The following is a 23,968-nucleotide window of genomic DNA, read 5'->3' as shown; positions in this document are numbered from 1 at the left end:
ACCATTTTTCTTTGTAATAAAATTGGTAATTAACAAAGACCCTACTAATAGTAGTAACAATATGCTTTTTTGCCCAATTTCTATTCCTGTTAAATCTAGAGAACTAGTATTGAATTGGTAAAACAAAAAACAAATCACCAATAAAATTATCACTATTACATAATTTATTGGTCGAGATTTACTAAAAACACTTGTAATCATAAGTATATTTTATATTTTTGCTGTGTAAATATAATACATTCATCATGATGAAATCAATTTTTGAAGCAATTCAATGGTTATTTGAAGCTGTTTTATTTGCTCCACACGACTTAATGCGCTCCATGGAGTTAGAAAACTGGTGGGTTGCAAACCTTATTAACTGGGTATTATGGGCAATTATTTGTTATTATATTTGGTATTGGATTAAGCAATTAAAAATATTCAAAGATAATAACGAAGACCAACAAGATACTACAGCTCATTCGTTTTTAAAATAAAAAAAATGCCACGATAACTTTATCGTGGCATTTTTTTACTCTTTAACGCCGCTATGCAATGCAAAAAAGCTAAAATTTAGAATAAAAATCCTTATTATTTTGCATCCAATCAAAAGTTTAAATCACTTCAATACAAATAAAAAGAATAATCTAATATTTTTCCTTTAGATCCTTGCCTATATCTTTTCTAAAATACATTTTATCAAAAGAGATTTTGGCTATGCTATCGTATGATTTTTCTAAAGCCTCCGCAAAATTTATACCATAAGAAGAAACAGCCAACACCCTACCTCCACTCGTTACAATTGCATCATTTTCATTTTTAGTTCCTGCATGAAAAACAATTGAATCTGTTACTATATTATCAAATCCTGTAATCACTTTTCCTTTTTCATAATCTTCAGGATAGCCTCCTGAAGCTACAATTACTGTAGTAGCTGCTCTTTCATCCGTTTCTAAAATAGCTGTATATAATTCTTCTCTTGCTACAGCTTGAAATAATTTAACTAAATCTGATTTGATACGAAGCATTACTACCTCCGTCTCTGGATCGCCCATACGTACATTGTACTCAATTACCATAGGTTCTCCTTTTACATTAATCAATCCGATAAATATAAATCCCTTATAATCAATACTATCTTTTTGTAAACCTTCAATTGTTGGTTTTACTATACGTGTTTCTACTTTTTCCATAAAAACGGAATCAGCAAATGGTACTGGTGAAACAGCCCCCATACCTCCTGTATTTAGTCCTGTATCTCCTTCACCTATCCGTTTATAATCCTTAGCCGTTGGTAAAATTTTATATGATTTACCGTCTGTTAAAACAAAACAACTTAATTCGATACCATCCAAAAATTCTTCAATAACTACTTTTGAAGAGGCTTCACCAAATTTAGCATCCACTAACATATTTCGTAATTCTTGTTGTGCTTCAACTAGATCATGTAGAATTAAAACCCCTTTTCCGGCAGCTAAACCATCCGCTTTTAAAACATACGGGGACTTAAGAGTTGTTAAAAATTGACAACCTTCCTCTACTGTTTCTTTTGTAAAACTTTCATAACGAGCGGTTGGAATATTATTTTTTACTAAGAACTGCTTGGCAAATTCTTTACTCCCTTCTAATTGAGCTCCTATTTTTGAAGGCCCTATTACAGGAATATTTTGTAATTGTAAATCGTTTTTAAAATAATCATAAATACCATTTACCAATGGATCTTCTGGACCTACTACAAGCATTTCAACCTTGTTTTCTATTACAAAACTCTTTACTGCATTAAAATCTAATGGATTAATAGAAACATTTGTTGCTATTGATCCTGTTCCTGCATTTCTCGGTGCAACAAATAATTTTGTGCATTCCAAACTTTGGAGCATTTTCCAAGCTAAAGCATGTTCTCTTCCGCCTGAACCTAAAAGTAAAATTGTCATAGTGTTGTGTTGTTATATCCTAACTAGCTATTTGAGTATAATATAAGCTCGTTCTAGGATTCATTTGCGGTACAAAAATAATGGGTTTAAAATGATTATGAAAGCTTGTATTTTCTTATTTTTGGAAAAAAACAATATGTTTCGTTTTTTCGATTGGGCTTTAAAATTAAATGGTTTCCCTATGAAGGAGGCTAAAACAGAATTTAATACCATAATGGCTCTTCCCGTAGAATCCCGTACAGATTTTGTTGAGAAGAAAAAAAAGGAAATTTTAAAATATCACCTTCAAAACAATTCTTATTATAAGAACTTTATAGGAAATAAGAATATTAAAAATTGGGAAGACATTCCTATAATGACTAAAAAGATTTTCAAAAACCTTTACAAGAAAGGCTTTCAAAAGGTTTTACTGAAAAAAATATTTTTAAAAACAAAACATCAGGTTCTAGTGGTGATCCTTTTATTTTTGCAAAAGACAAGTATACTCATGCTATTACTTGGGCATCCATTATTTACCGATTTAACTGGTATAACATTGATTTTAATAAAAGCTACCAAGCTCGATTTTATGGTATTCCTTTAGATTTTTTTGGATATACTAAAGAAAGAATTAAAGATTTTTTCAGTAATCGTTATCGGTTTTCTATTTTTGATTTATCCGACAAAGTTCTAGAAAATATTTTACAAAAATTTAAAAAAAAGAAATTTGATCACATCAATGGATATACCAGTTCCATTGTACTTTTTAGTAAATTTTTACAAAAAAAAGACCTAGTCTTAAAAGATCTTTGTCCTACTCTGACGGCCTGTTTTGTTACTTCTGAAATGTTATTTGATGAAGATAAAATTTTAATTGAAAAACAATTTGGCATTCCTGTAATTAATGAATATGGTGCTTCAGAATTAGATTTAATTGCTTTTCAAAATACAAATAACGGTTGGCAGCTTAATAATGAAACATTATTCATAGAAATAGTAGATAAAAACAACCAAATATTACCTTTCGGTCAAGAAGGTCGCATTATCATTACCTCCCTTTACAACAAAGCCCATCCTTTTATACGCTATGATATAGGAGATATAGGGATTATTGATGAAAAAAGTTCCCCTACAAAACCTTTACTAAAAAAATTAGTAGGACGGACTAATGATATAGCCATTTTACCAAGTGGAAAAAAAGCCCCTGGTCTTACTTTTTATTATGTTACAAAAAGCATCATAGAAGATGACGGAAATGTAAAAGAGTTTATTATTAAACAGACTAAAATCAATACTTTCGAAATTGATTATGTTAGCGAAAAAGAATTAACTCTAGAACAAATTAATAAAATAAATGAAGCTATTAATTTATATTTAGAACCTAATCTACATTTTACTTATAATCGAAAAAACGTACTACTAAGAAGTAACAGAGGCAAATTAAAACAATTTCAAAGTCAACTTTAATTTCTATATTTCAAAAAACCTCTAAAAGTCCATTGAATCATATAATGAATAGATTCTAAAATAGATAATTTTTCAACTTGTCTATAAAATTGCCATTGATATTTGACCAATGCTTTTTTATTTCGAGATAGTGAATTTTGTCTAATTCTATAAATTGCTTGTGGTTCTTGAATACCATAAGCATAGGGTATTTCTTTTAGATATTTCAACCACAATCCCATATCCTGCCTTTTTAAAATATCAGGCATTTCCTTTACTCCTAACACTTTTACATTTAAAAAAGCTGTTAAGCAGCTAATAGAATTTGTTTTTAATATATCTGTATAAGTAACTTTTTGTGGAACTATAAAATCGGAATAAACAAACTCTAAGTTTTCATTTGATCTTTTGTATGAAGAAAAGACAAAATTAATTCCAGTTTGTTCTATTGTCTTGATACTTGTGTCAATAAAAGAAGGAAACCAAAGATCATCAGCATCTAAAAAAGTCATATAATTACCCTTTGCTAATTTTATTACTTCATTTCTTGCTTTTGATGCTCCTGAATTTTGATTTAATTTTATCAAGTAAATCCGTTTGTCATCTTTCATAAAACGTTCAATAATCCCTACCGTTTCATCCGAAGAATAATCATCTACAATCAACATTTCCCAATTTGTATATGTTTGTGATTGAACTGATTGTATTGTCTCTGCTATGTATTTTGCAGAATTATGAGCAGGTGTTATAATAGAAACTAAATCATTCATTTAATACGCTTTTTCATCTCCTAAAATGAATTTTTTAAGAGTCACTAAAATAATTTTTATATCAAGTAAAAGAGTCCAGTTTTCAATATAAAACAAATCGAATTTTAATCGGTCTTCTATGTCTTGATCCGTAAGAATTTCTCCTCGACATCCTTTAATTTGAGCGAGGCCTGTAACTCCCGGTTTGATATAATGACGCTCCATAAACTTATCAAATCGTTGTGCATAATCTTCATTAACGCTTAACATTTGAGGGCGAGGACCAACCACTGACATATCTCCTAATAAGACGTTAATAAACTGTGGCATTTCATCTATACTTGATTTTCTTAAAAATTTACCAAGTGCGGTAACACGCTCGTCATCTTTAGACGCTAATTGCCTATCTGCCAAATCATTGATTTTCATTGAACGAAACTTAAAACAATCAAAACTTTGATTATTAATTCCATGTCTTTGTTGTTTAAAAAAAATAGGACCTTTGGAATCTATTTTAATTAAAAGTGCAATCAAAGGAATAAGCCAAGAAAGCACGAAAAGGATAACTAAAAATGAAAAAAGAATATCAAACAAACGCTTTATCCAATGATTAAACCATAATTCCAAAGGTGTTTTTCTAATTGAAATCAACGGAATATATCCATAATAATCTAAAGACATATTATGAGAAAGTGCGGAATTATCTGGTATTAATTTTATGGTCTTAAAGTGGTTATGCGCATAGGCAATGACATCATCTGAATACTCTTTTGAAATACTATTCAAATCACAATAAATTTCATCTATTGACTGTTCTTTAATTATTTTTTTTAATTCTATAAAAGAAATATTCTCAGAAATCATGGAGTATAATCTATACCCCAAGTCTTTATTTTGTTTAAAAAAATCAGCTAATTCTATTGCTTTTTCTTTTTGACCTATAATAATTACTCTTCTATAGTTACCTCCTAAAAGTTGACGATATTTCCTTAAAGAATAATATATACCGAATTTAAAAAAAGTAACAAAAAGGGTTAAACAAAAAAGGTATTTAAAAACTAATTGATGAGTAACTCCTTTTTCTAAAATAAAAATAAGTGTAATAAATATGGAAGAAAATATTGATAATTGCTTCAGAGTCTTAAAAAAAATTTTAACAGGTGCTGTAAAACGATATATTTCGTAAAACTCTGTAAAATTAGATGTAATCGTCCAAACAATAAGTAAAGAGATGATTTCTTTTAGATTAAATGTAAGAACAGGAAATAACAACAGCAATAGCCAAACAATCAAAAGAAAGTCGACTAAATAAGAAATAGGTCTAATATATTTTGAATATCTACCTACTGCCATTGATTAACGGATATACTCTTTAAAATCTTTATGTTCTTCTTTTAATAATTCTTCTTTAGGAAGTGATTTAAAATATTCATACGTCAATTTCATACCTTGACTACGTGATACTTTAGCTTCCCATCCTAAAATTTCTTTTGCTTTTGTTGTATCAGGTTGACGTTGTAAAGGATCATTTTCTGGAAGCGGTTGGTATACGATTTTCTGATCTGTTCCCGTCAGCTTAATAATTTCTTCTGCAAAATCTTTGATTGTTATTTCATCCGAATTACCAATATTTACAGGGTAAGGATAATCTGACAATAACAATCTATAAATACCTTCTATTTGATCATCTACGTAGCAAAAGAACGTGTTTGACTACCATCACCAAAGATAGTCAAATCTTCGCCTCTTAAGGCTTGACCAATAAAAGCGGGAATTACACGACCATCGTTTAAACGCATTCTAGGTCCATAGGTATTAAAAATTCGTACAATACGTGTTTCTAACCCATGAAAACGATGATATGCCATCGTAATGGATTCTTGAAACCGTTTGGCTTCATCATATACACCACGGGGTCCTATAGTATTTACATTACCAAAATAATCTTCCGTTTGAGGATGAACCAACGGATCGCCATATACTTCTGAAGTTGAAGCAATTAAAATACGTGCTTTTTTTACTCGAGCTAACCCTAATAAATTATGCGTTCCTAAGGAACCTACTTTTAAAGTTTGAATAGGAATTTTTAGATAATCAATTGGTGATGCTGGAGAAGCAAAATGAAGAATATAGTCTAATTCTCGAGGGGACATGCACAAACTTTGAAACATCGTGATGGTAAAAATCAAAATTTTGAAGCTTAAATAAATGTTGGATATTTTTTAGATCACCTGTTATCAAATTATCCATACCAATAACGTGGTAACCTTCTTTGATAAAACGATCACATAAATGAGAACCTAAAAATCCTGCAGCTCCAGTTATAAGAATTCTTTTCATTGTAATTTTGTTTGCGCTAATGATTCTTTCCAATCTTTAATACTAATGCTAAAATTAGTTTTAATTTTTGTTTTATCCAACACACTATAATTAGGTCTCTTAGCTGGCGTTGGGTAATCCTTCGTTGGTATTGGATTTACTTTTATAGATATTGAATTTTGTTTAAAAATTTCTACTGCAAAATCAAACCAAGAACACACACCTTCATTACTAAAATTATAAATACCGAATGAATTATGAATTGTAGATTCTTGTTCTAAAATTTTTAAAATTGCATCTGCTAAATCCACAGCATTCGTCGGCGTTCCAATTTGATCTGCCACTACATTTAGTTCCTCACGTCCTTGAGCCAATCGAAGCATTGTTTTCATAAAATTATTTCCGAACTGAGAGTACACCCAAGAAGTTCTAATAATAAAATGTTTGGTACAATTGGCTATTACCTCTTTTTCTCCCTCTAACTTAGTTTGTCCATACACGCCTAATGGATTCGTCTGATCTGTTTCTAAATAAGGTACGTTATTCAAACCATTAAAAACGAAGTCTGTTGACACGTGAACTAATGTAGCTTTTACTTTTTCACAAGCTATAGCTAAATTTTTAGGACCAACTACATTAACTAGATATGCTTTTTCTTGATCTGATTCCGCTTTATCTACAGCTGTATAGGCAGCTGTGTTAATACAGCAATCAATTTCATTATGATCAAAAAAAGTATTTATTTGATCTTGATTTGTAATATCTAAATCTTGTGAGTTAGCAAAAATAAATTGCATCTCAGCGTACTGAGATGCAATAAATTGTAATGACTGGCCTAGTTGTCCTGAAGCTCCTGTTACTAAAACTACCATACCTTTCGAGCATTTTCTAGAGTTGGTAATATTTTATCTTTTCCGGATATAATCAACTCTGATTCAGGTATACCCCAATCAATTGCTAGAGTTGGATCGTTATAAATGAGTCCTCCTTCACTTTCTTTGTTATAAAAATTATCACATTTATAAAAAAAGGAGGCCTTATTACTCAATACAATGAATCCATGAGCAAATCCTCTTGGAATATAAAACTGTTTTTTATTTTCAGCCGTTAATAAGATACTATAAGATTGACCATACGTATCGGAGTCAGGACGTAAATCTACCGCTACATCTAGCACTTCACCTTCTAGTACACGTACTAATTTAGCTTGGGCATATTCTCCGCATTGGTAGTGTAATCCTCTCAAAACGCCTTTTGAAGAATACGATTGATTGTCTTGTACAAAATTTACTTCTTTCCCTATTCCTTTATTAAAAGTGTTTTGATTAAAACTTTCCATGAAATAACCTCGTTCATCATGAATAACATTAGGTTCTAATACAAAACAACCTCTTAGTTTGGTCTCTATAAAATTCATTATTAGAATATCTTTATTGTTTTATTTTCGTTAATTTTTAATATAAGAATTCCTTCTTTACCAGCTACATCTACAGATACTTCACGATCATTAACATTCTTTCTTGAAAAGATCATTCTACCATTAATATCATATAATTCTATATTTCGCATATTCTCTTTCGATTCTATTTTTAGTTTCCCTTCTGATTTTGTAATATTAATATTTTCTTCTGAAGATAAACTATTATTTAATCTTGCTTGAATAACACCAAGACTTGAATAAGCATATTCAAATGTTTTACCACTTTCATTTGATTTCATGATTTTAATATCATTATCAAACAAAGATCTTGAATTTTTAGTAATAGACAATTTTATATTTTGGAAACTTGCATTTTCACCATACGGATTTGAAACATAAAATTTATTAGCATTATTATTGATTATTAGCATACACGGATTATCTACTTTAACAACTAATCCGCTCGACAAATTTAAGGTATATGGTTTAAAAAAAGCAATATAATACTGAGAAGTTGTAGAATCATATACAGCATGACAAAATTCATTTTGAGATTCAATTTTTAAATTGCTTTTTGCTTTTGCTGCTTCACTTACAATAGTAGCATCCGTTACATTTGGCATTAATAAATACGCATATTTTAGTTTACTAGGATTAACACCATGATTTATATACATTTTAAAAAGATCATTTTCAGTAGAAACGGTATATCTATTACTATCAAAAGGTACATACCCAATACCAGAAGATAACACAAATGTATTAGCAGTATTTGTCATATTAACATTAGCACTTAGCTGAAAACGAGTACCATTTTGAAAATATGATAATTTAGAAGGGTCTAAATTTGTTTGGTTAAGCGTTGTATACACATCCGCAGTTCCATTCGTTTGATATATTTCTGAACCTAATGCAAGCACTAAATCTCCTATAAAAAACCATGATTTATTAGCGGTTATACCTTGTTTATCATAGATCATAGCTGATGCTCCATTTTTCCCATCAGATACTCCTCCTGCAAAATCATTATTGTTTTTACCCTCTTTTCCCCAGTTAGGTACAGGTAATGTTATTGTGTTTTGTTCAACAGTTGTTCCCGGAAATTGTCTTGAGTTAAATTTAGAAAAATATGTTCCATTGTATTCATTTCCTGTATGAATTGTGTAATTCACTCCTGCCCCAGCATAATAGTTATAATTACCTGAGTTATTACCTGCTTCAGCACCTACTGTTCTAGTTGAAGTCATTCGCACTGTAGATAAGAAATTTGATCTTTTATGTGCCATATAATCTCCTCTCCAGAACATTTTATTACCTTCTAAATCCTTTTTTTGTCCTGACATTCTATCATGGGCATCTTGTAATGCTGATTTATTAGCTGTATTTAAGGCAACCATTTTAGTAACGATATTTTTTAAATCATTCATATACTCGAAAGTATTATTGTATCTTCCTGTTGGGTTAGGATCGTAATTTCCCGCATGAAAAAGATATTGGGCATGATCAATTACCATTTTTTCTAAATTCACTAACGTTTGAACATTGTATTGTGTTCCTTTTGTAAATACGAAATAATCAAGTACTGACTTTAAATATTCTTTTCCGTATCCAAAAGTGTATATTTGCCTACCGTTACCACTGTGACTATAAAATCCATAATCTTTTTCAATACCTTCTCCTCCATCTTGAATAGATGTTAATCTCCTCATCAAATCACTAAAATCTTTTAGTAATTTTGCATCTTTTTCTACTACTGCCGCAACAAATGCCCCTATGGTTTTATCTGCTCCATTAGCGCCTTCCATGTGGTCTTGTTGTAAATAAGCCCATTCTTGATAATCAATAATTTGCTTATAAAGAGCTGCATTTTGGGTTTTAATTTCTTCAATTACAAAGACAAGTCCTTTATTCATCTCTTTAGGATATGCAATATGTCTATACCACCAGTTTGAAGGAGTCTGATTTGTGGTAATCCAGAATTCTATAGATTTAATATAATCGTTATAAACAGATTGATCATGATAATATGTATTCTTCGAATTTGAATAAGCTTGGGCTAAACGAGATATTCTACTAAGGTGAAGTCTTAAATCCTCATCCTTTAATGTATAATCAATATCGCTAAAAGAACCGTCCGTCTTTAAGAGTAATCTAATAGCATCAATGTTCTTTTTATTTGGATTTAGGGTGTATTCACTTTTAATATTATCTAGCATTTTATCAAAATCGGTACTCTGCGCATTAATTCCTAATGCAAACAGAAAAAATAGAAAAATTGTTTGTCTCATAATTTTTTGAATTATAAAAACAGCCCTATATAATAAGTGCTTGCTTTTAATTTATTAATATTTGATTTATTTGTGTACTACAATATGTACAATAAGGAATACATATTGTAGTACTTTTTATTTTTTTAAAGTCTTTTAACGGAAATCATTCATTTAAAATAAGGGGTCATTTTAAATTTTTACGAATGATTTTGATTCCATTAATTATGTCTAGTATAAAGTTTAAATAAGAGGAAATGTTATATTCTAACAGAATATTTGCTCTAAAATTTTTATTGTAATTAAATAGGTAGGTTTTACACCTGTAGTTCCTAATCCTCCTGAAGCCAGTGTACTTCCTGTTTCTAACGGATTATCTGATGCGTAATACGCATAACGTACTTTTACATCGGGGTTGATGCTTTTACGTATTTTGGAAGCTGATTGAATAGCTTTTTGATAATACGCTCCTTCCATTTCTAAACCTATAGCTGCCCAAGTAGATTCGTGGAAGAATTTAAGCAAATCTCTATTTTGTAAAGAAGTTCCTAAAACGGTTATCATAGGACCTTCGTAGACTGGGATGTCGTTTCCTTCAAATAGTTCTTTTGTTAGTTCATTTTCAAAAGGATAATTATCAGCTGTTCCTTCATTAACATGTGAATTAGGGATCATAATATCTCCTTTGCCTCCTTCAAGGATTCCTGCTTTCCCCATGATGGAAACGGATTCTACATTCAAAAACACCTTCCCTTTTTCTGTCTTATAGGGCTTTAATAATTCATCAATTGTTTCAAAAGCTTGTTCACCAAAAGCATAATCCATTACAATTAGAACAGGAGCTTGAGTCATACTATTTGTTAAAGGGAAAGCTGTTTTTTTCCAATCAAATTTAGCTGTATCAAAAATCTGAACATCAATATTGGTTCCTGATGTATCGGGTATTGAAATCATACCATTTTGTAGAGCAAAATCTTCTACTTTTTTACGCAGTTCTTTATTACCAGATGCCGATAAATCTTCATAAATTTGGTACTCTCCTTTTCCTTTGTATTTAGAGGCTAAAACATAAGGTGCAAATACTGAATTCATTACACTGTGCATATTAGCACTAATGATATGAATCGGTCTTTCTAACAAATTATTATCAGCTAATTTCTTTTTAATGTTTGTTGCCCAAATATCTCCATAAATATGGTGTCCTAAACGTTCTCTTAAAATTGGACTAAAAGTAATTGTGCGTTTATTGTTATCAACAACTTCTTCTATTGCTAATTTTCCTAACCAATAGATTACATGCAAAAAACGATCTGGTTGTGACGCGTTTCCGAAAGAATCATAAATACTGTTTACTTCAGCAAAAGTTCTTCCTAACACATTAGCAGCATGAGAAATAGCTTTTTCACGTTCTATTAATGTTAATTTTTTGGTTTGTAATGCTGCTTGTTCTAATTTTTGCCAATCACGTGATACTTTTCCTTCATCATCAATTAACACACGATCTTTAATTTTGTGTGATTCTACAAAAATAAACGTCAAGTGGGTTAAAATATCATAAATATCTGAACGTCCTCTTGTAATTTCTACATTCATTTGTTCATCATCTATTCTGTAGCAATTTCTACGACGTTTAGGAGGAACAATAGGTTGAAAATGAGAATTAGAATAGCCTTCATCAGAAGTTAGGTTGATATAACGGCATTCTTCAATTCCTACAGGTAACCGTTCAATTACATACAATAAGCCGTTTAATTCTACTTTTTCTTCTGCAATGGAACCATAAATTTCTGGACGAAGTTCTAATAAAGCTTCGCGTAAAGTATCGCCTGAAACACCCATCGGTTTATAAAACCCTCTGTTAAACAAATGTCTCATAGTAATGTACAGTCGTTCGATAGCCGCCGACGACTCTTGCGCTCTGGAGCGCGAAATGTTCTTGATTTCTATCATCATTTATATTTTTCTAACCTACAAATGTACCATTTTATTTGGGCAATTTATAATAAAAACGGATAAGAATCAAAGTACTTCACAATATTGTATTTATTTTAACACTTTAGATCTGGATAAAAAAAGCCCTTGAAGGCATGATATCTTCAAGGGCTTACAATCTTATTGAATTATTTTAGATTACCAAATTTTAATTCTATTTTCAGGTTTAACAAAGAGTTTATCTCCTTCTTTAATATTAAAAGCTTGGTAAAAAGCGTCTACGTTTGTAAGTGGTATATAGGCGCGATACATTCCTCGGAGAGTGTGGATCTGTTTTTACTTGATTTTTGATTGCTTCATCTCTCATTTTAGAACGCCATATAGTTGCCCATGAAATAAAGAAACGTTGTTCTGGCGTAAAACCATCAATTGCAGCAGGTCTACCATTTTTACTTAAGAATAATTGTAATCCGTCATAAGCGGCATTAACACCTCCTAGATCGCCAATATTTTCACCTAGAGTAAATTTTCCATCAACAAAAATACCGGCAGTGGTTGTAAAGTACTGTATTGTGATGCTAAAGCATTTCCTAACCCTGTAAATTGTTTTAAATCTTCATCTGTCCACCAGTTTTTTAAATTTCCATCAGCATCATAACGAGAACCTGAGTCGTCAAAACCATGTGAAATCTCATGTCCTATTACGGCTCCAATTCCACCGTAATTTACTGCTTCATCTGCTTTGTAGTCATAAAATGGCGGTTGTAAGATAGCGGCTGGGAATACAATTTCATTATAGGTAGGGTTAAAATAGGCATTAACCGTTTGTGGAGACATGCCCCATTCTGTTTTATCAACAGGTTTATTTAATTTTTCTATATCATCTTGATACGCCCATTTTGCAACATTTTTCATGTTTTCAAAATAATTCCCACCAGCTTCCTTGGCTACAATTTCTAGTTTAGAATAATCTTTCCACTTATCAGGGTATCCAATTTTAATAGTTGACTTGCGTAATTTTTCAATCGCTCCTTTACGTGTTTCTGGAGTCATCCAAGGAAGTTTATTTATACGATTTTCAAAAGCTAGAAATACATTTTCAATCATTGCTTTTGCTTTTGCTTTTGCTTCTGCTGGGAATTTTTTTCAACATATAATTTCCCTAATGCTTCCCCTACAGTGGCATTTACAACTTGTAAAGCTCTTTCTTCACGGGGTCTTTCTTTTAAAGCACCTTGTAAGGTTTTACTGTAAAAATCCCAGTTTGCTTTTTCTATTTCAGTAGTTAATTCGCTTGATGATTCATCTAATAAAATCCAACGTAAATAAGCTTTCCAATCCTCTATCTTATTAGCTTTAAAAATAGCTTCTAAAGCTTCCATATATTTAGGTTGTGAAACAATAACTTGGTCTATTTTACCAATTCCTATTCCTTGTAAATAAGCAGCCCAGTTTACTGATGGTGTTAATTTTTGTAAATCAGCAACAGTCATCGGGTTGTATGTATTCCTCCTATCACGACGCTGTACTCTATCTAATCTAGGTCTAGCCATTTCTATTTCTAGAGCTAAGATTTTCTCTGCGTTTTGTTTTGCTAATTCTGGTTTTTCACCTAAAAATTGCAACATACGTGTTAGGTGTAAAACATATTTTTCACGTTTTTCTTTAGAATCTTTATCATCTGAAATATAATAATCACGATCTGGCAGACCTAAACTTCCTAAACTAATGTAAACTACGTTTTTATTCGAATCTTTAGCATCGGGACCAACACCTGCATTATAAAATCCTATACCGCCTTCTGGGGTTAATTCTGTAATTAATTTATTAAGATCTTGTACATTCTTAATAGCATTAATTTTTTCTAAATAAGGTTGTAAAGGTTTGATACCTCTTTTATTTCTTACAATGGTATCCATGTAGGTTTTATAAACATTTACTGCCTTTCCTTGATCTGATTTTGCATCTAAATTTTTAGATATAGCTTCTTTAAGGATTGCTAAAGCATCTTTATCTGTGTTAAAACGCAACTCATCAAAACTTCCCCAACGTGTTTTATCTGCGGGAATTTCTGTTTTATCATACCAAGCTCCGTTTACATAGCGAAAGAAATCATCTCCCGGTTTTACCTTTTTATCCATGTAATTTAGGTTAATTCCTCGGTTTTTCTTGTGCTATAGCACTTATCGAAGTCAAGGATAATAGTGCCATGGCACTCCATACAGTTCTTCTCATATTTCTGTTTTCTTCTATATTATTTAATGACAGTTAGTATACTTTATCGCTTTTTTGTTACAATATATATTCAAAAATATTGTTTAGTCATCTTCTAAAAAACTAATTTAAGAAAGAATTAGTATTTTGCTCCTTAATTAGGTTTTATACCTTTGTATAAAGTTAAGTTATGTTATGATTGAAAGAATAAAAAAGTATCGTATTTTTCTCATTACACTAAGTGTAATTTCTGTGTTATGTATTTCTCTTTTTTATATGGTTTTAAAACCTAAGAAAACATTGCCTATTTATACCCCTTCAATGGTTAATCCTGAATTAGTAGATACTACTGTACAACATATTGCGAATAAACATTTGATTCCTGATTTTGCTTTTACTAATCAAGACGGAAAAATTGTAACTCAAAAGGATTATGAAAATACAATTTATGTTGCCGATTTCTTTTTACAAGTTGTCAAACTATTTGTCCCTTGATGACGAATAATATGTCTTGGTTACAAGATCAAATTAAAAATAATCCTAAAGTTATGCTCCTTTCCCATTCTGTAACACCCGATATAGATAGTGTTCCTGTTTTAAAAAAATACGCATTAGAAAAAGGTGCTATTAGTGGTAAATGGAATTTAGTTACAGGTAATAAAAAGGATATTTATTATATTGCTAGAAAATCCTATTTAGCTGTTAAAACAGGCAAACCTGAAGAACTTTATGATATGGTTCACACAGAAAACTTTGTACTAATAGATCAAAAGAAGCGCGTAAGAGGATTTTATGATGGCACCAAAAGAGAAGAAGTAGAAAAATTATTAAAAGATATAGAATTTTTATGTACTGACGAAAAATAAAAATAAATTAACCAGCCCCAAATTATACATTATGATCAAAACATTAAATGGAGTAAGCACTTTACTTCTGCTTTTTAGTATTTTAACAAATGCACAAAGTAATCAACGCGTTGAAAATGATTTATTTTGTGAAAACCCTGCAACTGTAAAAATATTAGACTTATCCAACAAACAAATGACCAAAATCCCTCCTGAAATTGGCTATTTCGTGAATGTAGAAAAGTTATATCTCAAAAATAATTCAATTGTTTCCTTGCCTATTGAAATAACGAATTTAACCAAATTAAAAGAAATTTATTTAACCAATAACCTTATTCAACGTTTTCCTATTGAAATATGCAAATTAGCTTGTTTAGAAAAATTGGATTTGAATAAAAATAAAATGGAATATGTTTCTCCATCAGTCGCTAAGTTAAGTAAGTTAAAAAAATTAGATATTAGCTTTAATAAAATTTCTGATTTGCCTGTAGAAATGGCAGGTATGATTAATCTTACAGAATTAAATTTTTCCAATAATACGGTTAAAACTTTTTTCCTAGGTATAGAAAACTTGAGAAATTTAAAAGTATTAAATGCTGAAAAAAATAAAATAGAAGTATGTCCCGTGGAAATAGGACTACTTATGAACCTCACAACACTCAATCTAAATCAAAACAAAATAACAGTATTACCCGAAGAAATAGGTAATTTATCCAAATTAGGTTATTTGAATTTAGAAAAGAATATGATAAAAAAATACCTACATCAATTGGTAAATGTACTATGATATCTTATCTTGATTTAGATGAAAATCAGCTACGTACTTTACCTGAGGAATTAAATCAATTATCCTTATTAAAAGAACTTTATTTAGGCACTAATCCATGGATTTCTTTTCCAGAGTCATTAAATCCTTTATTAGAAAAAATGCTTTATGGACAATCCGATGACGTAAAAAAAATAGTCACTCAAAAAAAAACCGCTGCCGACTAATCGTCGGCTTTTTTTATATAAATTAGTATATTTACCCATCAAAAACATATATAAATGGACTTTTTATACCAAGATCCGTATCCTATTTTAAAAGATGATACGCCATATAAAAAATTAACTTCTAATTATGTAAAGACAGAACAATTAGGAGATCGCGAAATCCTTAGTGTAGATCCTAAAGGATTAGAATTATTAGCCGAAGAGGCTATGAAAGATGTTTCTTTTATGCTTCGTTCTTCTCATTTAGAAAAACTTCGTAACATAATTGATGATCCAGAAGCAACGGATAACGATCGCTTTGTAGCTTATAACCTATTACAAAATGCTGTTGTTGCTGTAGATGGTGAATTACCTTCTTGCCAAGATACAGGAACTGCTATTATAATGGCTAAAAAAGGCGAAAATATATTTACAGGTACAGATGATGCTGAGTGGTTATCTAAAGGTATTTTTAATACCTACCAAAACAAAAATTTACGTTATTCGCAAATTGTCCCCATATCAATGTTTGAAGAAAAAAACTCAGGCTCTAACCTACCTGCACAAATTGATATTTACGCAAAAAAGGAAACTCATACGATTTTTTATTTTTAGCAAAAGGTGGTGGTTCTGCAAACAAAACCTTTTTATACCAAAAGACAAAATCACTCTTAAATGAAAAATCATTAGATGAGTTCGTTCGTGAGAAAATCATGGATTTAGGAACGGCTGCTTGCCCTCCTTACCATCTAGCTATTGTCATTGGAGGCACTTCTGCAGAAGCTAATTTAGCAGCTGTTAAAAAAGCATCTGCTGGTTATTACGATAATCTACCTACATCTGGTAATATGTCGGGACAAGCTTTTCGTGATTTAGATTGGGAAACTAAAATTCAAAAAATTTGCCAAGAGAGTGCTATTGGCGCTCAATTTGGCGGTAAATATCTAGCACACGATGTACGAGTAATTCGTCTACCTCGTCACGCAGCTTCTTGCCCTGTTGGTATGGGAGTTTCTTGTTCAGCAGATCGAAACATTAAAGGTAAAATAACAAAAGACGGTATATTTCTAGAACAATTAGAAACCAATCCAAAACGTTTCTTACCCGAAACAGCTCCTCACCTAGAAGAACCTGTTACAATAAATTTAAATCGACCAATGAACGAAATTTTGGCTGAACTATCTAAATACCCTATTAAAACTCGCCTAAAATTAAATGGTACTTTAATTGTGGCACGTGATATTGCACACGCCAAAATTAAGGAGTTGTTAGATGCTGGTAAACCAATGCCTGAATATTTTAAAAACCATCCAATATACTATGCTGGTCCAGCTAAAACGCCACAAGGAATGCCTTCTGGTAGTTTTGGCCCTACTACTGCAGGACGTATGGATGTATATGTTGATGAGTTTCAATCTGTAGGCGGTAGTATGGTTATGTTAGCAAAAGGCAATCGTAGCAAAGATGTAACAAACGCTTGTCATAAATACGGCGGTTTTTATCTAGGTTCAATAGGAGGTCCTGCCGCTATTTTAGCTAAGGAAAATATCCTTTCTGTAGAAGTCGTTGATTTTGAAGAATTAGGTATGGAAGCCGTTAGAAAAATTGAAATAAAAGATTTCCCTGCTTTTATTATTACAGATGATAAAGGAAACGATTTTTTTGCTGATTTATAAAAAAAATAGACTTCTTTATTTCATTTTAGCGGACTTATTTTTATGTAAATTTGTCCGCTAAACTCTTTTAAATAAATGAAAAAAGTAACCAGCCTCTTTTTACTATTATCTGTTTTGGGTTTTTCTCAAAATTTTGAGGAGCATAAAACAGAACGAATAGCTGCATCTGAAATGAAAGTTGCAGCAAAAAAAATGAATTTAAAAGTAAATCCTAGTACCCAAAATTACGATTTAACTTATGGAAAATTAGAGTTTGATGTTGACCCTAACATCTATAATATTAATGGCAAAGTAACGCTAACTTTTAAAGCTTTAGAAGACATAAACACTGTTACTTTTGAACTTTCTAAACCTTTAATAGTTTCTTCTGTAAAAAAAGGAAATACTAATTTAAATTTTGTTCACAACGCCAATGGCAACCTTATAATTAATTTACCTACTATCCTTACAACTGGTAATAATGAAACTGTAGAAATAAATTATAACGGAGCTCCTTCTTTCACAAATGACGCGTTCACCTCTTCTACACACAACAATGTCCCTATCATCTATACTCTTTCAGAACCTTACGGTTCAATAGACTGGTGGCCTTGTAAACATGATTTAAATGATAAATTAGAAAGTATTGATGTATATATTACGGCACCATTACAATACAATAGTATTTCAAATGGTCTTCAGGTATCTAGAATAATTAATGGTTCAAATGCCACTACCCATTTTCATCATAACTACCCTATTCCTGCTTATTTAGTTGCTATTGCTATAACCAACTATACTATCAAAAATACAGGTACAGCAGGAGGCAACAACAATCCTCCTACTCCTACTTTTCCAATCATAGATTATATATATCCTGAATTTGACAATTCAAATACTACCAATTCGTTAGCAAAAACCATCCCTATTATGAATTTTTTTGAAACAAAATTAGGGGCTTATCCATTCAATACCGAAAAATATGGTCATGCTCAATTTTCTTGGGGAGGAGGAATGGAACACACTACGACTTCATTCATGGGAAGTTTTGATAGAAGCTTAATAGCTCATGAAATGGCCCATCAATGGTTTGGTAATAAAGTAACCTGTGGCTCCCGGAAAGATGTATGGCTAAATGAAGGACTAACGGAATATATGTCGGGTTGCTTAATTCAGCACTTAGATGGTACAGCTAATTTTAATTCATGGAAATCTTCAAAAATCAGCAACATTACATCCGATAAAAAGGGCAATTTATATTTATATGATTCGCAATTAACAGATGTGAATAGAATATTTAGTAGTCTTATTACTTACGATAAAGGCGCTATGGTTACTCACATGCTACGTTATATAATGGGGGATACTAATTTTTTTCAAGCACTACAAAATTATTTAAACGATCCTATTTTAGCCTATAAATATGCCCTAACCCCACAATTTCAAACACATTTAGAGACTGTTCATGGTAGTAGTTTACAAGAATTTTTTAATGACTGGGTATACAAAGAAGGATATCCTATTTATACTATTGGAGCATATAATTCAGGTATAAATCAAGCAAAAATAAAAATTGATCAAATACAATCTATTACTAATAGCTCTGAAACAGGATATGTTTCTTATTTTGAAATGCCAGTACCTATAAGATTAACATTAAATAATGGAACATATTTAGATTTAAAACTAAATAACACTTTTAATGGTCAGCTCTTCACAATAGATTTACCTGCAGGAACAGCTGTTACTCAGGTAACTTTTGATCCAAATAAAGATATTATTTCAAAAGGAAGCATTGCCTCTTTATCTAATGAAAATTTCGAATTATCTGCAAGTACAAACTTATTTCCAAACCCAAGTAAAGATCAGGTAAATATCCAATTACCTGACACAGCCAAATTACAAAAGGTTAGATTTATAAACCATTTAGGTCAAGAAGTCTTAAAAACGGATCAAAAAGAAATCAATATTAATCATCTTACCAATGGTCTTTATCAAGTATTAATACAGACTACAGAGGGTAATGCTCATAAAAAATTCTTAAAAAAATAAGACTCAATTAGATATTTTTAAAAAAGTAAGACGAAAGTCTTACTTTTGCTTTTATAGAAACACTAAAAAGTAAAAATGGATACACTCATTCAAATCGCACAAATTCTATTTATTCTTTCCGTTCTCGTTATTTTACATGAGTTTGGACATTATCTACCTGCTAAATTATTCAAAATACGAGTTGAAAAATTCTATTTATTTATGGATCCTTGGTTTTCCTTGTTAAAAAAGAAAATAGGCTATACTGAATGGGGAATTGGATGGTTACCAATTGGGGGCTACGTAAAACTTGCAGGAATGATGGATGAAAGCATGGACAAAGAACAAATGGCTCAACCCGCACAACCTTGGGAATTTCATTCAAAACCAGCTTGGCAGCGTCTAATTGTTATGTTAGGAGGTGTAACCGTTAATATTATATTGGCTTGGTTTATTTATATTATGCTATTTACCACTTATGGTCAAAAATATATTGCTACAGACAAAATTCAAGAAAACGGATTGGCTTTTAGTGAAGTTGGTAAAAAAATTGGTTTTAAAAATGGCGATAAAATTATAGCTATTGATGGAGAAATAGTAAATAAAAATCTTAGAAAAGCAGGTATTGATATATTGTTTGCTAATACTGTTACTGTAAAAAGAGCTAACATTAATTTAGATTTACCTATAACAGACATACACAAAAGAGAAATCATTTCATCAGAGGGCAAAAACTTCATCTCTCCTAGATTAGAATCAGTAGTAGTAGACTCTATTATTCCCGGATTACCAGCAGAAAAAGCCAAATTACAAAAAGCAGATAAAATTATTTCTATTAATAATAATAAAATAAAATATTTTGATGAAGTAAAAGATATTTTACAAACTTATAAAAATCAAAAAATACAGCTGGGTGTATTACGAAAAGGATCACCCATTATCCTAGAAGCACAAATTAGTTCAGAAGGAAATTTGGGTTTTACAAACAAAATGCCTTCAGATGAAGAAATGAAAACAAAATACTTAGTAACAAATCAAATAAGTTTTTTACAAGCTATTCCAGAAGCAATTAAAGAATCTTATAGCCAGATTAAATATAAAATAAAAGAATTCAAATTATTATTATCACCCAAAACAGGTGCTTATAAAAAAGTAAAAAGCCCTATTGGCATTACAAAAATGTTACCTACCGTATGGGATTGGGAATTTATTTGGGGTTTTACAGCCATGTTTTCTATAGGATTAGCTTTCATGAACCTACTTCCTATCCCCGGTTTAGATGGCGGACATGCTATTTTTACCTTAGCAGAGATGATTACTGGAAAAAAATTAAATGATAAGGCCGCAGAAATTGTTCAAACCATAGGAATGGTTATATTATTGAGTTTAATGGCTTTAACATTTGGAAAAGATATTTTCGAAATAATTGCTCAAAAATTTTTTTAACTTTTTCGCTAAAAGTGTTTGTATAATTAAAAATCTATCTTATATTTGCACTCGCTAAAACGGCAATAACATTCCTCCTTAGCTCAGTTGGTTAGAGCATCTGACTGTTAATCAGAGGGTCCTTGGTTCGAGCCCAAGAGGGGGAGCAAGTTTTAGCAAACAAAAACCATGAGGTTATTCCTCCTTAGCTCAGTTGGTTAGAGCATCTGACTGTTAATCAGAGGGTCCTTGGTTCGAGCCCAAGAGGGGGAGCATTTTTTTAGCATTACACCAACAAGTAATGCTTTTTTTTATAAAAAAGCTAAGACAAATTGGATTATTCCTCCTTAGCTCAGTTGGTTAGAGCATCTGACTGTTAATCAGAGGGTCCTTGGTTCGAGCCCAAGAGGGGGAGCAAAAAAAGGTTTTACGTTTTGTAAAACCTTTCTCTTTATACGGGTACAACAATTATTATTTACCTCCACATTACTATTATTCTTTTTACTACATTTAATTTGTGGAAAATGTAAACAAAAATCCTTTAGAATATTTTCAAAGTTTATTAGAAAAAGATAAATCTAATGAGCTTAAGACAACTTATATTTCAGAAATAATTGAGCATTATGGTTCAATGATTGAAAAAGTTGATAATGAAAATGGAATTGTTACGGATCAAGAACAAAAGTTGGGGATTAAGCAAAAAGATTGGATAATCTGAATAAGAAAAAATCGATATTTCTCACCCCTCTAAACTGACTTCTAAAGAATCAAGAACAAAACTTTGAAGGTTGATTTATTGATACATTTCACCCTTAAACAACATCTTTTTAACTCCTCATAAAAAAACAACTATATTCTCACTCCCTAAACACTTCTTAGTAAAAACTAAACACTCAAAAATTCACCCATCTCCACATAAAACAAAAGACTATTAACCAAACAGTTAAGTTTGAAACGATTTTTTTAAAAAAAATCGTTTTTTTTACTTGCAGATCTAAAAAACAGTTGTATATTTGCACTCACAAAACAGAAACACTGTTAGCAAGGTTTGGTAGTTCAGTTGGTTAGAATACATGCCTGTCACGCATGGGGTCGCGGGTTCGAGTCCCGTCCAGACCGCAAAACCCCTAATTTTTAGGGGGTTTTCTTTTTAAAGTACTTATTTTACTGGGGTTTTCTCTTTTTTTGACAAATAAGAATATCAAAGAATATCAATATATTTTCTACCCATTTTCTACCCAAATTTTAAATTTTAGTTTGTAAGTTTGTAGTAAGAAACACTTACTTATTATGAATAAAACTAAATTTAATACGGTTTTCAACCGTAAGAACAAGCTTAATAAAGATGGTAAAGCTTTAATACAAATTGAGTGCTATCTTAACGGTAAGCATAAATATTTTTCTACTAACATTTATATTGAGCCGAAAGACTGGAACAACAAAACACGAACTATTAAGACTGACTACCCCAATGCTATTAAGCTCAATAAACAAATTAGTGAGACCCTCCGAGATTTAGAAAATTTTGAACTTGACAGAATCAACAACGGTAAAGCGTTTTATCTTAATATGTTAGATGATTTTTTCAAAGGCGAAGCCGTTAAAACTTTTACCGAGTTTATGGAAATTGAAATTTCTCAACTCGAAAATTGCGAAGAAACTAAAGCTAGTCAATTAGCTACTTTGAAAAAATTAAAAGAATTTAGGAAAGTGATTTATTTTGAAGATTTAACCTTTGAGTTTTTGCACGATTTTAATTTATATCTTTCAAAACAAACAGTTACTTATAAAAATTTTCCATCTAAAAAATTAGCCCAGTCCACAATTTCAAAATATTTCAAAAATATTAAGCGTTTCGTTAATCTTGCTATAAACAAAGATTTGATTAACGTGCAAAATTACCCATTTCGAAAGTTTAAAATTAAGCAAAGTGAAAGTAAAAAGGTTTTTTTAACTCCGAATGAAATTGAAAAGATTGAAAATTTAGAATTGATAGGAGAAAACAAAAAATACCAAACTGTAAAGGATTTATTTATGTTTTCTGTTTATACTGGATTGCGTTATAGTGATGTTTTTAGTTTGCAAAAAAAAGAAATTGTTTCTATTACTGGCAATGATTGGCTGATTAAAACAATGGAAAAAACAAACGAAAATATAAGAATTCCTATATATGCAATATTCAACGGTAAACCTATCGAGATACTGAACAAATACAAAAAGTTTGGCAGTGCATTTTGTTTTGAGCACTTGACAAATCAACACTGTAACAGACAATTAAAGGAAATTTGTAAGCTGGCAAAAATTGAAAATAAAAATTTGACTTTTCACGTTGCACGCCACACAACCGCAACATATTTACTATACAAAGGCGTTTCTATAACAACAGTTCAAAAGATTTTAGGACACAAGAAACTAGCTACTACGCAAATTTATGGGCATATTATGGATACAACTATTGAAAACGAATTGAAAGCCGTAAATTTTTAAATTTTAAATTTTTTATACTATACAACCGTCCATAATTGGGCGGTTTTTTTGTTTAGTTCAGTGCTAAACTCTTCCAATGCGAGCCAACGAGCTGAAGAACTGCAAGAACTGGCAACCGGTGGACTAGTGAACTGCTCCAATGCGAGCCAAAGAGCTGAAGAACTGCAAGAACTGGCAACCAATGGACTACTGAACGGATCCAATGCAGTGCTAAACTCTTCCAATGCGAGCCAACGAGCTGAAGAACTGCAAGAACTGGCAACCAATGGACTGCTGACCTGACCCAATGCAGTGCTAAACTCTTCCAATGC

Annotated in this window: 15 protein-coding genes, 4 tRNA genes and 5 pseudogenes; 15 read left to right on the top strand and 9 right to left on the bottom strand. The window is 31.0% G+C overall.

The genetic code is table 11. From position 1 onward, the window contains the following. Positions 1-248: 248 nt before the first annotated feature. On the top strand, positions 249-479 hold the full coding sequence (locus JJC05_RS09280; RefSeq protein WP_088391134.1) for a DUF6341 family protein: 231 nt from the start codon (positions 249-251) through the stop codon (positions 477-479). Positions 480-629: 150 nt separating this feature from the next. On the opposite strand, the gene purD is transcribed toward JJC05_RS09280, so the two are convergent. Continuing rightward, positions 630-1,916: a phosphoribosylamine--glycine ligase gene (purD, locus tag JJC05_RS09275; protein ID WP_235877278.1), complete on the bottom strand. Its 1,287-nt coding sequence runs from the start codon at positions 1,914-1,916 to the stop codon at positions 630-632. A 136-nt stretch (positions 1,917-2,052) separates the two neighbouring features. Here purD and JJC05_RS09270 point away from each other — a divergent pair. Next, positions 2,053-3,362: pseudogene (locus JJC05_RS09270) on the top strand (acyl-CoA synthetase family protein). On the opposite strand, the gene JJC05_RS09265 reads toward JJC05_RS09270, so the two are convergent. The 8 genes and pseudogenes from JJC05_RS09265 to JJC05_RS09230 all read right to left on the bottom strand — a co-directional run. Next, positions 3,359-4,111 carry a glycosyltransferase family 2 protein gene (locus JJC05_RS09265; protein WP_105196254.1) on the bottom strand — a complete coding sequence of 251 codons (753 nt, stop codon included), beginning with the start codon at positions 4,109-4,111 and terminating at the stop codon, positions 3,359-3,361. The pseudogene JJC05_RS09270 and the gene JJC05_RS09265 overlap by 4 nt on opposite strands. Beyond that, a complete protein-coding gene (locus tag JJC05_RS09260) occupies positions 4,112-5,443 on the bottom strand; it encodes an exopolysaccharide biosynthesis polyprenyl glycosylphosphotransferase (RefSeq protein ID WP_105196253.1) in 1,332 nt (443 codons plus the stop codon). A 3-nt stretch (positions 5,444-5,446) separates the two neighbouring features. Then, positions 5,447-6,430: pseudogene (locus JJC05_RS09255) on the bottom strand (UDP-glucuronic acid decarboxylase family protein). Then, positions 6,427-7,281, bottom strand: a complete 855-nt coding sequence (gene rfbD, locus JJC05_RS09250; protein WP_088391144.1) for a dTDP-4-dehydrorhamnose reductase — start codon at positions 7,279-7,281, stop codon at positions 6,427-6,429. The pseudogene JJC05_RS09255 and the gene rfbD overlap by 4 nt, the downstream one beginning before the upstream one ends. Next, positions 7,275-7,826, bottom strand: a complete 552-nt coding sequence (gene rfbC, locus JJC05_RS09245; RefSeq protein WP_105196251.1) for a dTDP-4-dehydrorhamnose 3,5-epimerase — start codon at positions 7,824-7,826, stop codon at positions 7,275-7,277. Before rfbC ends, rfbD begins: the two co-directional genes overlap by 7 nt. Positions 7,827-7,828: 2 nt before the next feature. Continuing rightward, complete coding sequence (locus JJC05_RS09240; protein WP_235877277.1) at positions 7,829-10,117, bottom strand: polysaccharide lyase 8 family protein; 2,289 nt, start codon at positions 10,115-10,117, stop codon at positions 7,829-7,831. Positions 10,118-10,363: 246 nt separating this feature from the next. Further along, positions 10,364-12,046 (bottom strand): DUF6909 family protein, encoded by a 1,683-nt coding sequence (locus tag JJC05_RS09235; protein WP_105196274.1) that lies wholly within the window; start codon positions 12,044-12,046, stop codon positions 10,364-10,366. A gap of 180 nt (positions 12,047-12,226) precedes the next feature. Next, positions 12,227-14,196: pseudogene (locus JJC05_RS09230) on the bottom strand (M13 family metallopeptidase); the annotation flags it as partial. Between the two features lie 241 nt (positions 14,197-14,437). On the opposite strand from JJC05_RS09230, the pseudogene JJC05_RS09225 reads away from it, so the two are divergent. The 13 genes and pseudogenes from JJC05_RS09225 to JJC05_RS09165 all read left to right on the top strand — a co-directional run bounded on the left by JJC05_RS09225 (position 14,438) and on the right by JJC05_RS09165 (position 23,939). Beyond that, positions 14,438-15,108 (top strand): annotated as a pseudogene (locus tag JJC05_RS09225) (SCO family protein). A 31-nt stretch (positions 15,109-15,139) separates the two neighbouring features. After that, on the top strand, positions 15,140-15,874 hold the full coding sequence (locus JJC05_RS09220; protein ID WP_235877276.1) for a leucine-rich repeat domain-containing protein: 735 nt from the start codon (positions 15,140-15,142) through the stop codon (positions 15,872-15,874). Continuing rightward, on the top strand, positions 15,871-16,080 hold the full coding sequence (locus JJC05_RS09215; RefSeq protein ID WP_235877275.1) for a hypothetical protein: 210 nt from the start codon (positions 15,871-15,873) through the stop codon (positions 16,078-16,080). The genes JJC05_RS09220 and JJC05_RS09215 overlap by 4 nt, the downstream gene beginning before the upstream one ends. 54 nt (positions 16,081-16,134) lie before the next feature. Beyond that, positions 16,135-17,735, top strand: a pseudogene (locus JJC05_RS09210) (fumarate hydratase). Between the two features lie 75 nt (positions 17,736-17,810). Then, entirely contained in the window at positions 17,811-19,766 is a 1,956-nt protein-coding gene (locus tag JJC05_RS09205; RefSeq protein WP_235877274.1) for a M1 family aminopeptidase, read from the top strand. A 75-nt stretch (positions 19,767-19,841) separates the two neighbouring features. Next, positions 19,842-21,191 (top strand): RIP metalloprotease RseP, encoded by a 1,350-nt coding sequence (gene rseP, locus JJC05_RS09200; RefSeq protein ID WP_235877273.1) that lies wholly within the window; start codon positions 19,842-19,844, stop codon positions 21,189-21,191. 72 nt (positions 21,192-21,263) lie between these two features. Then, a tRNA-Asn gene (locus tag JJC05_RS09195) sits at positions 21,264-21,337 on the top strand. 32 nt (positions 21,338-21,369) lie between these two features. Then, positions 21,370-21,443, top strand: a tRNA-Asn gene (locus JJC05_RS09190). Between the two features lie 68 nt (positions 21,444-21,511). After that, positions 21,512-21,585: transfer RNA gene (locus JJC05_RS09185), tRNA-Asn, on the top strand. A 102-nt stretch (positions 21,586-21,687) separates the two neighbouring features. Next, positions 21,688-21,888 (top strand): hypothetical protein, encoded by a 201-nt coding sequence (locus tag JJC05_RS09180; RefSeq protein WP_105196232.1) that lies wholly within the window; start codon positions 21,688-21,690, stop codon positions 21,886-21,888. A 327-nt stretch (positions 21,889-22,215) separates the two neighbouring features. Continuing rightward, a tRNA-Asp gene (locus tag JJC05_RS09175) sits at positions 22,216-22,289 on the top strand. 171 nt (positions 22,290-22,460) lie between these two features. Continuing rightward, a complete protein-coding gene (locus tag JJC05_RS09170; RefSeq protein ID WP_235877272.1) occupies positions 22,461-23,657 on the top strand; it encodes a site-specific integrase in 1,197 nt (398 codons plus the stop codon). 48 nt (positions 23,658-23,705) lie between these two features. Next, positions 23,706-23,939 carry a hypothetical protein gene (locus tag JJC05_RS09165; RefSeq protein ID WP_235877271.1) on the top strand — a complete coding sequence of 78 codons (234 nt, stop codon included), beginning with the start codon at positions 23,706-23,708 and terminating at the stop codon, positions 23,937-23,939. Positions 23,940-23,968 lie beyond the last annotated feature (29 nt).

The organism is Flavobacterium davisii (assembly GCF_019565505.1).
In the GTDB taxonomy this organism is placed as follows: domain Bacteria; phylum Bacteroidota; class Bacteroidia; order Flavobacteriales; family Flavobacteriaceae; genus Flavobacterium; species Flavobacterium davisii.
This window is presented reverse-complemented; position numbering and strand designations above follow the sequence as displayed.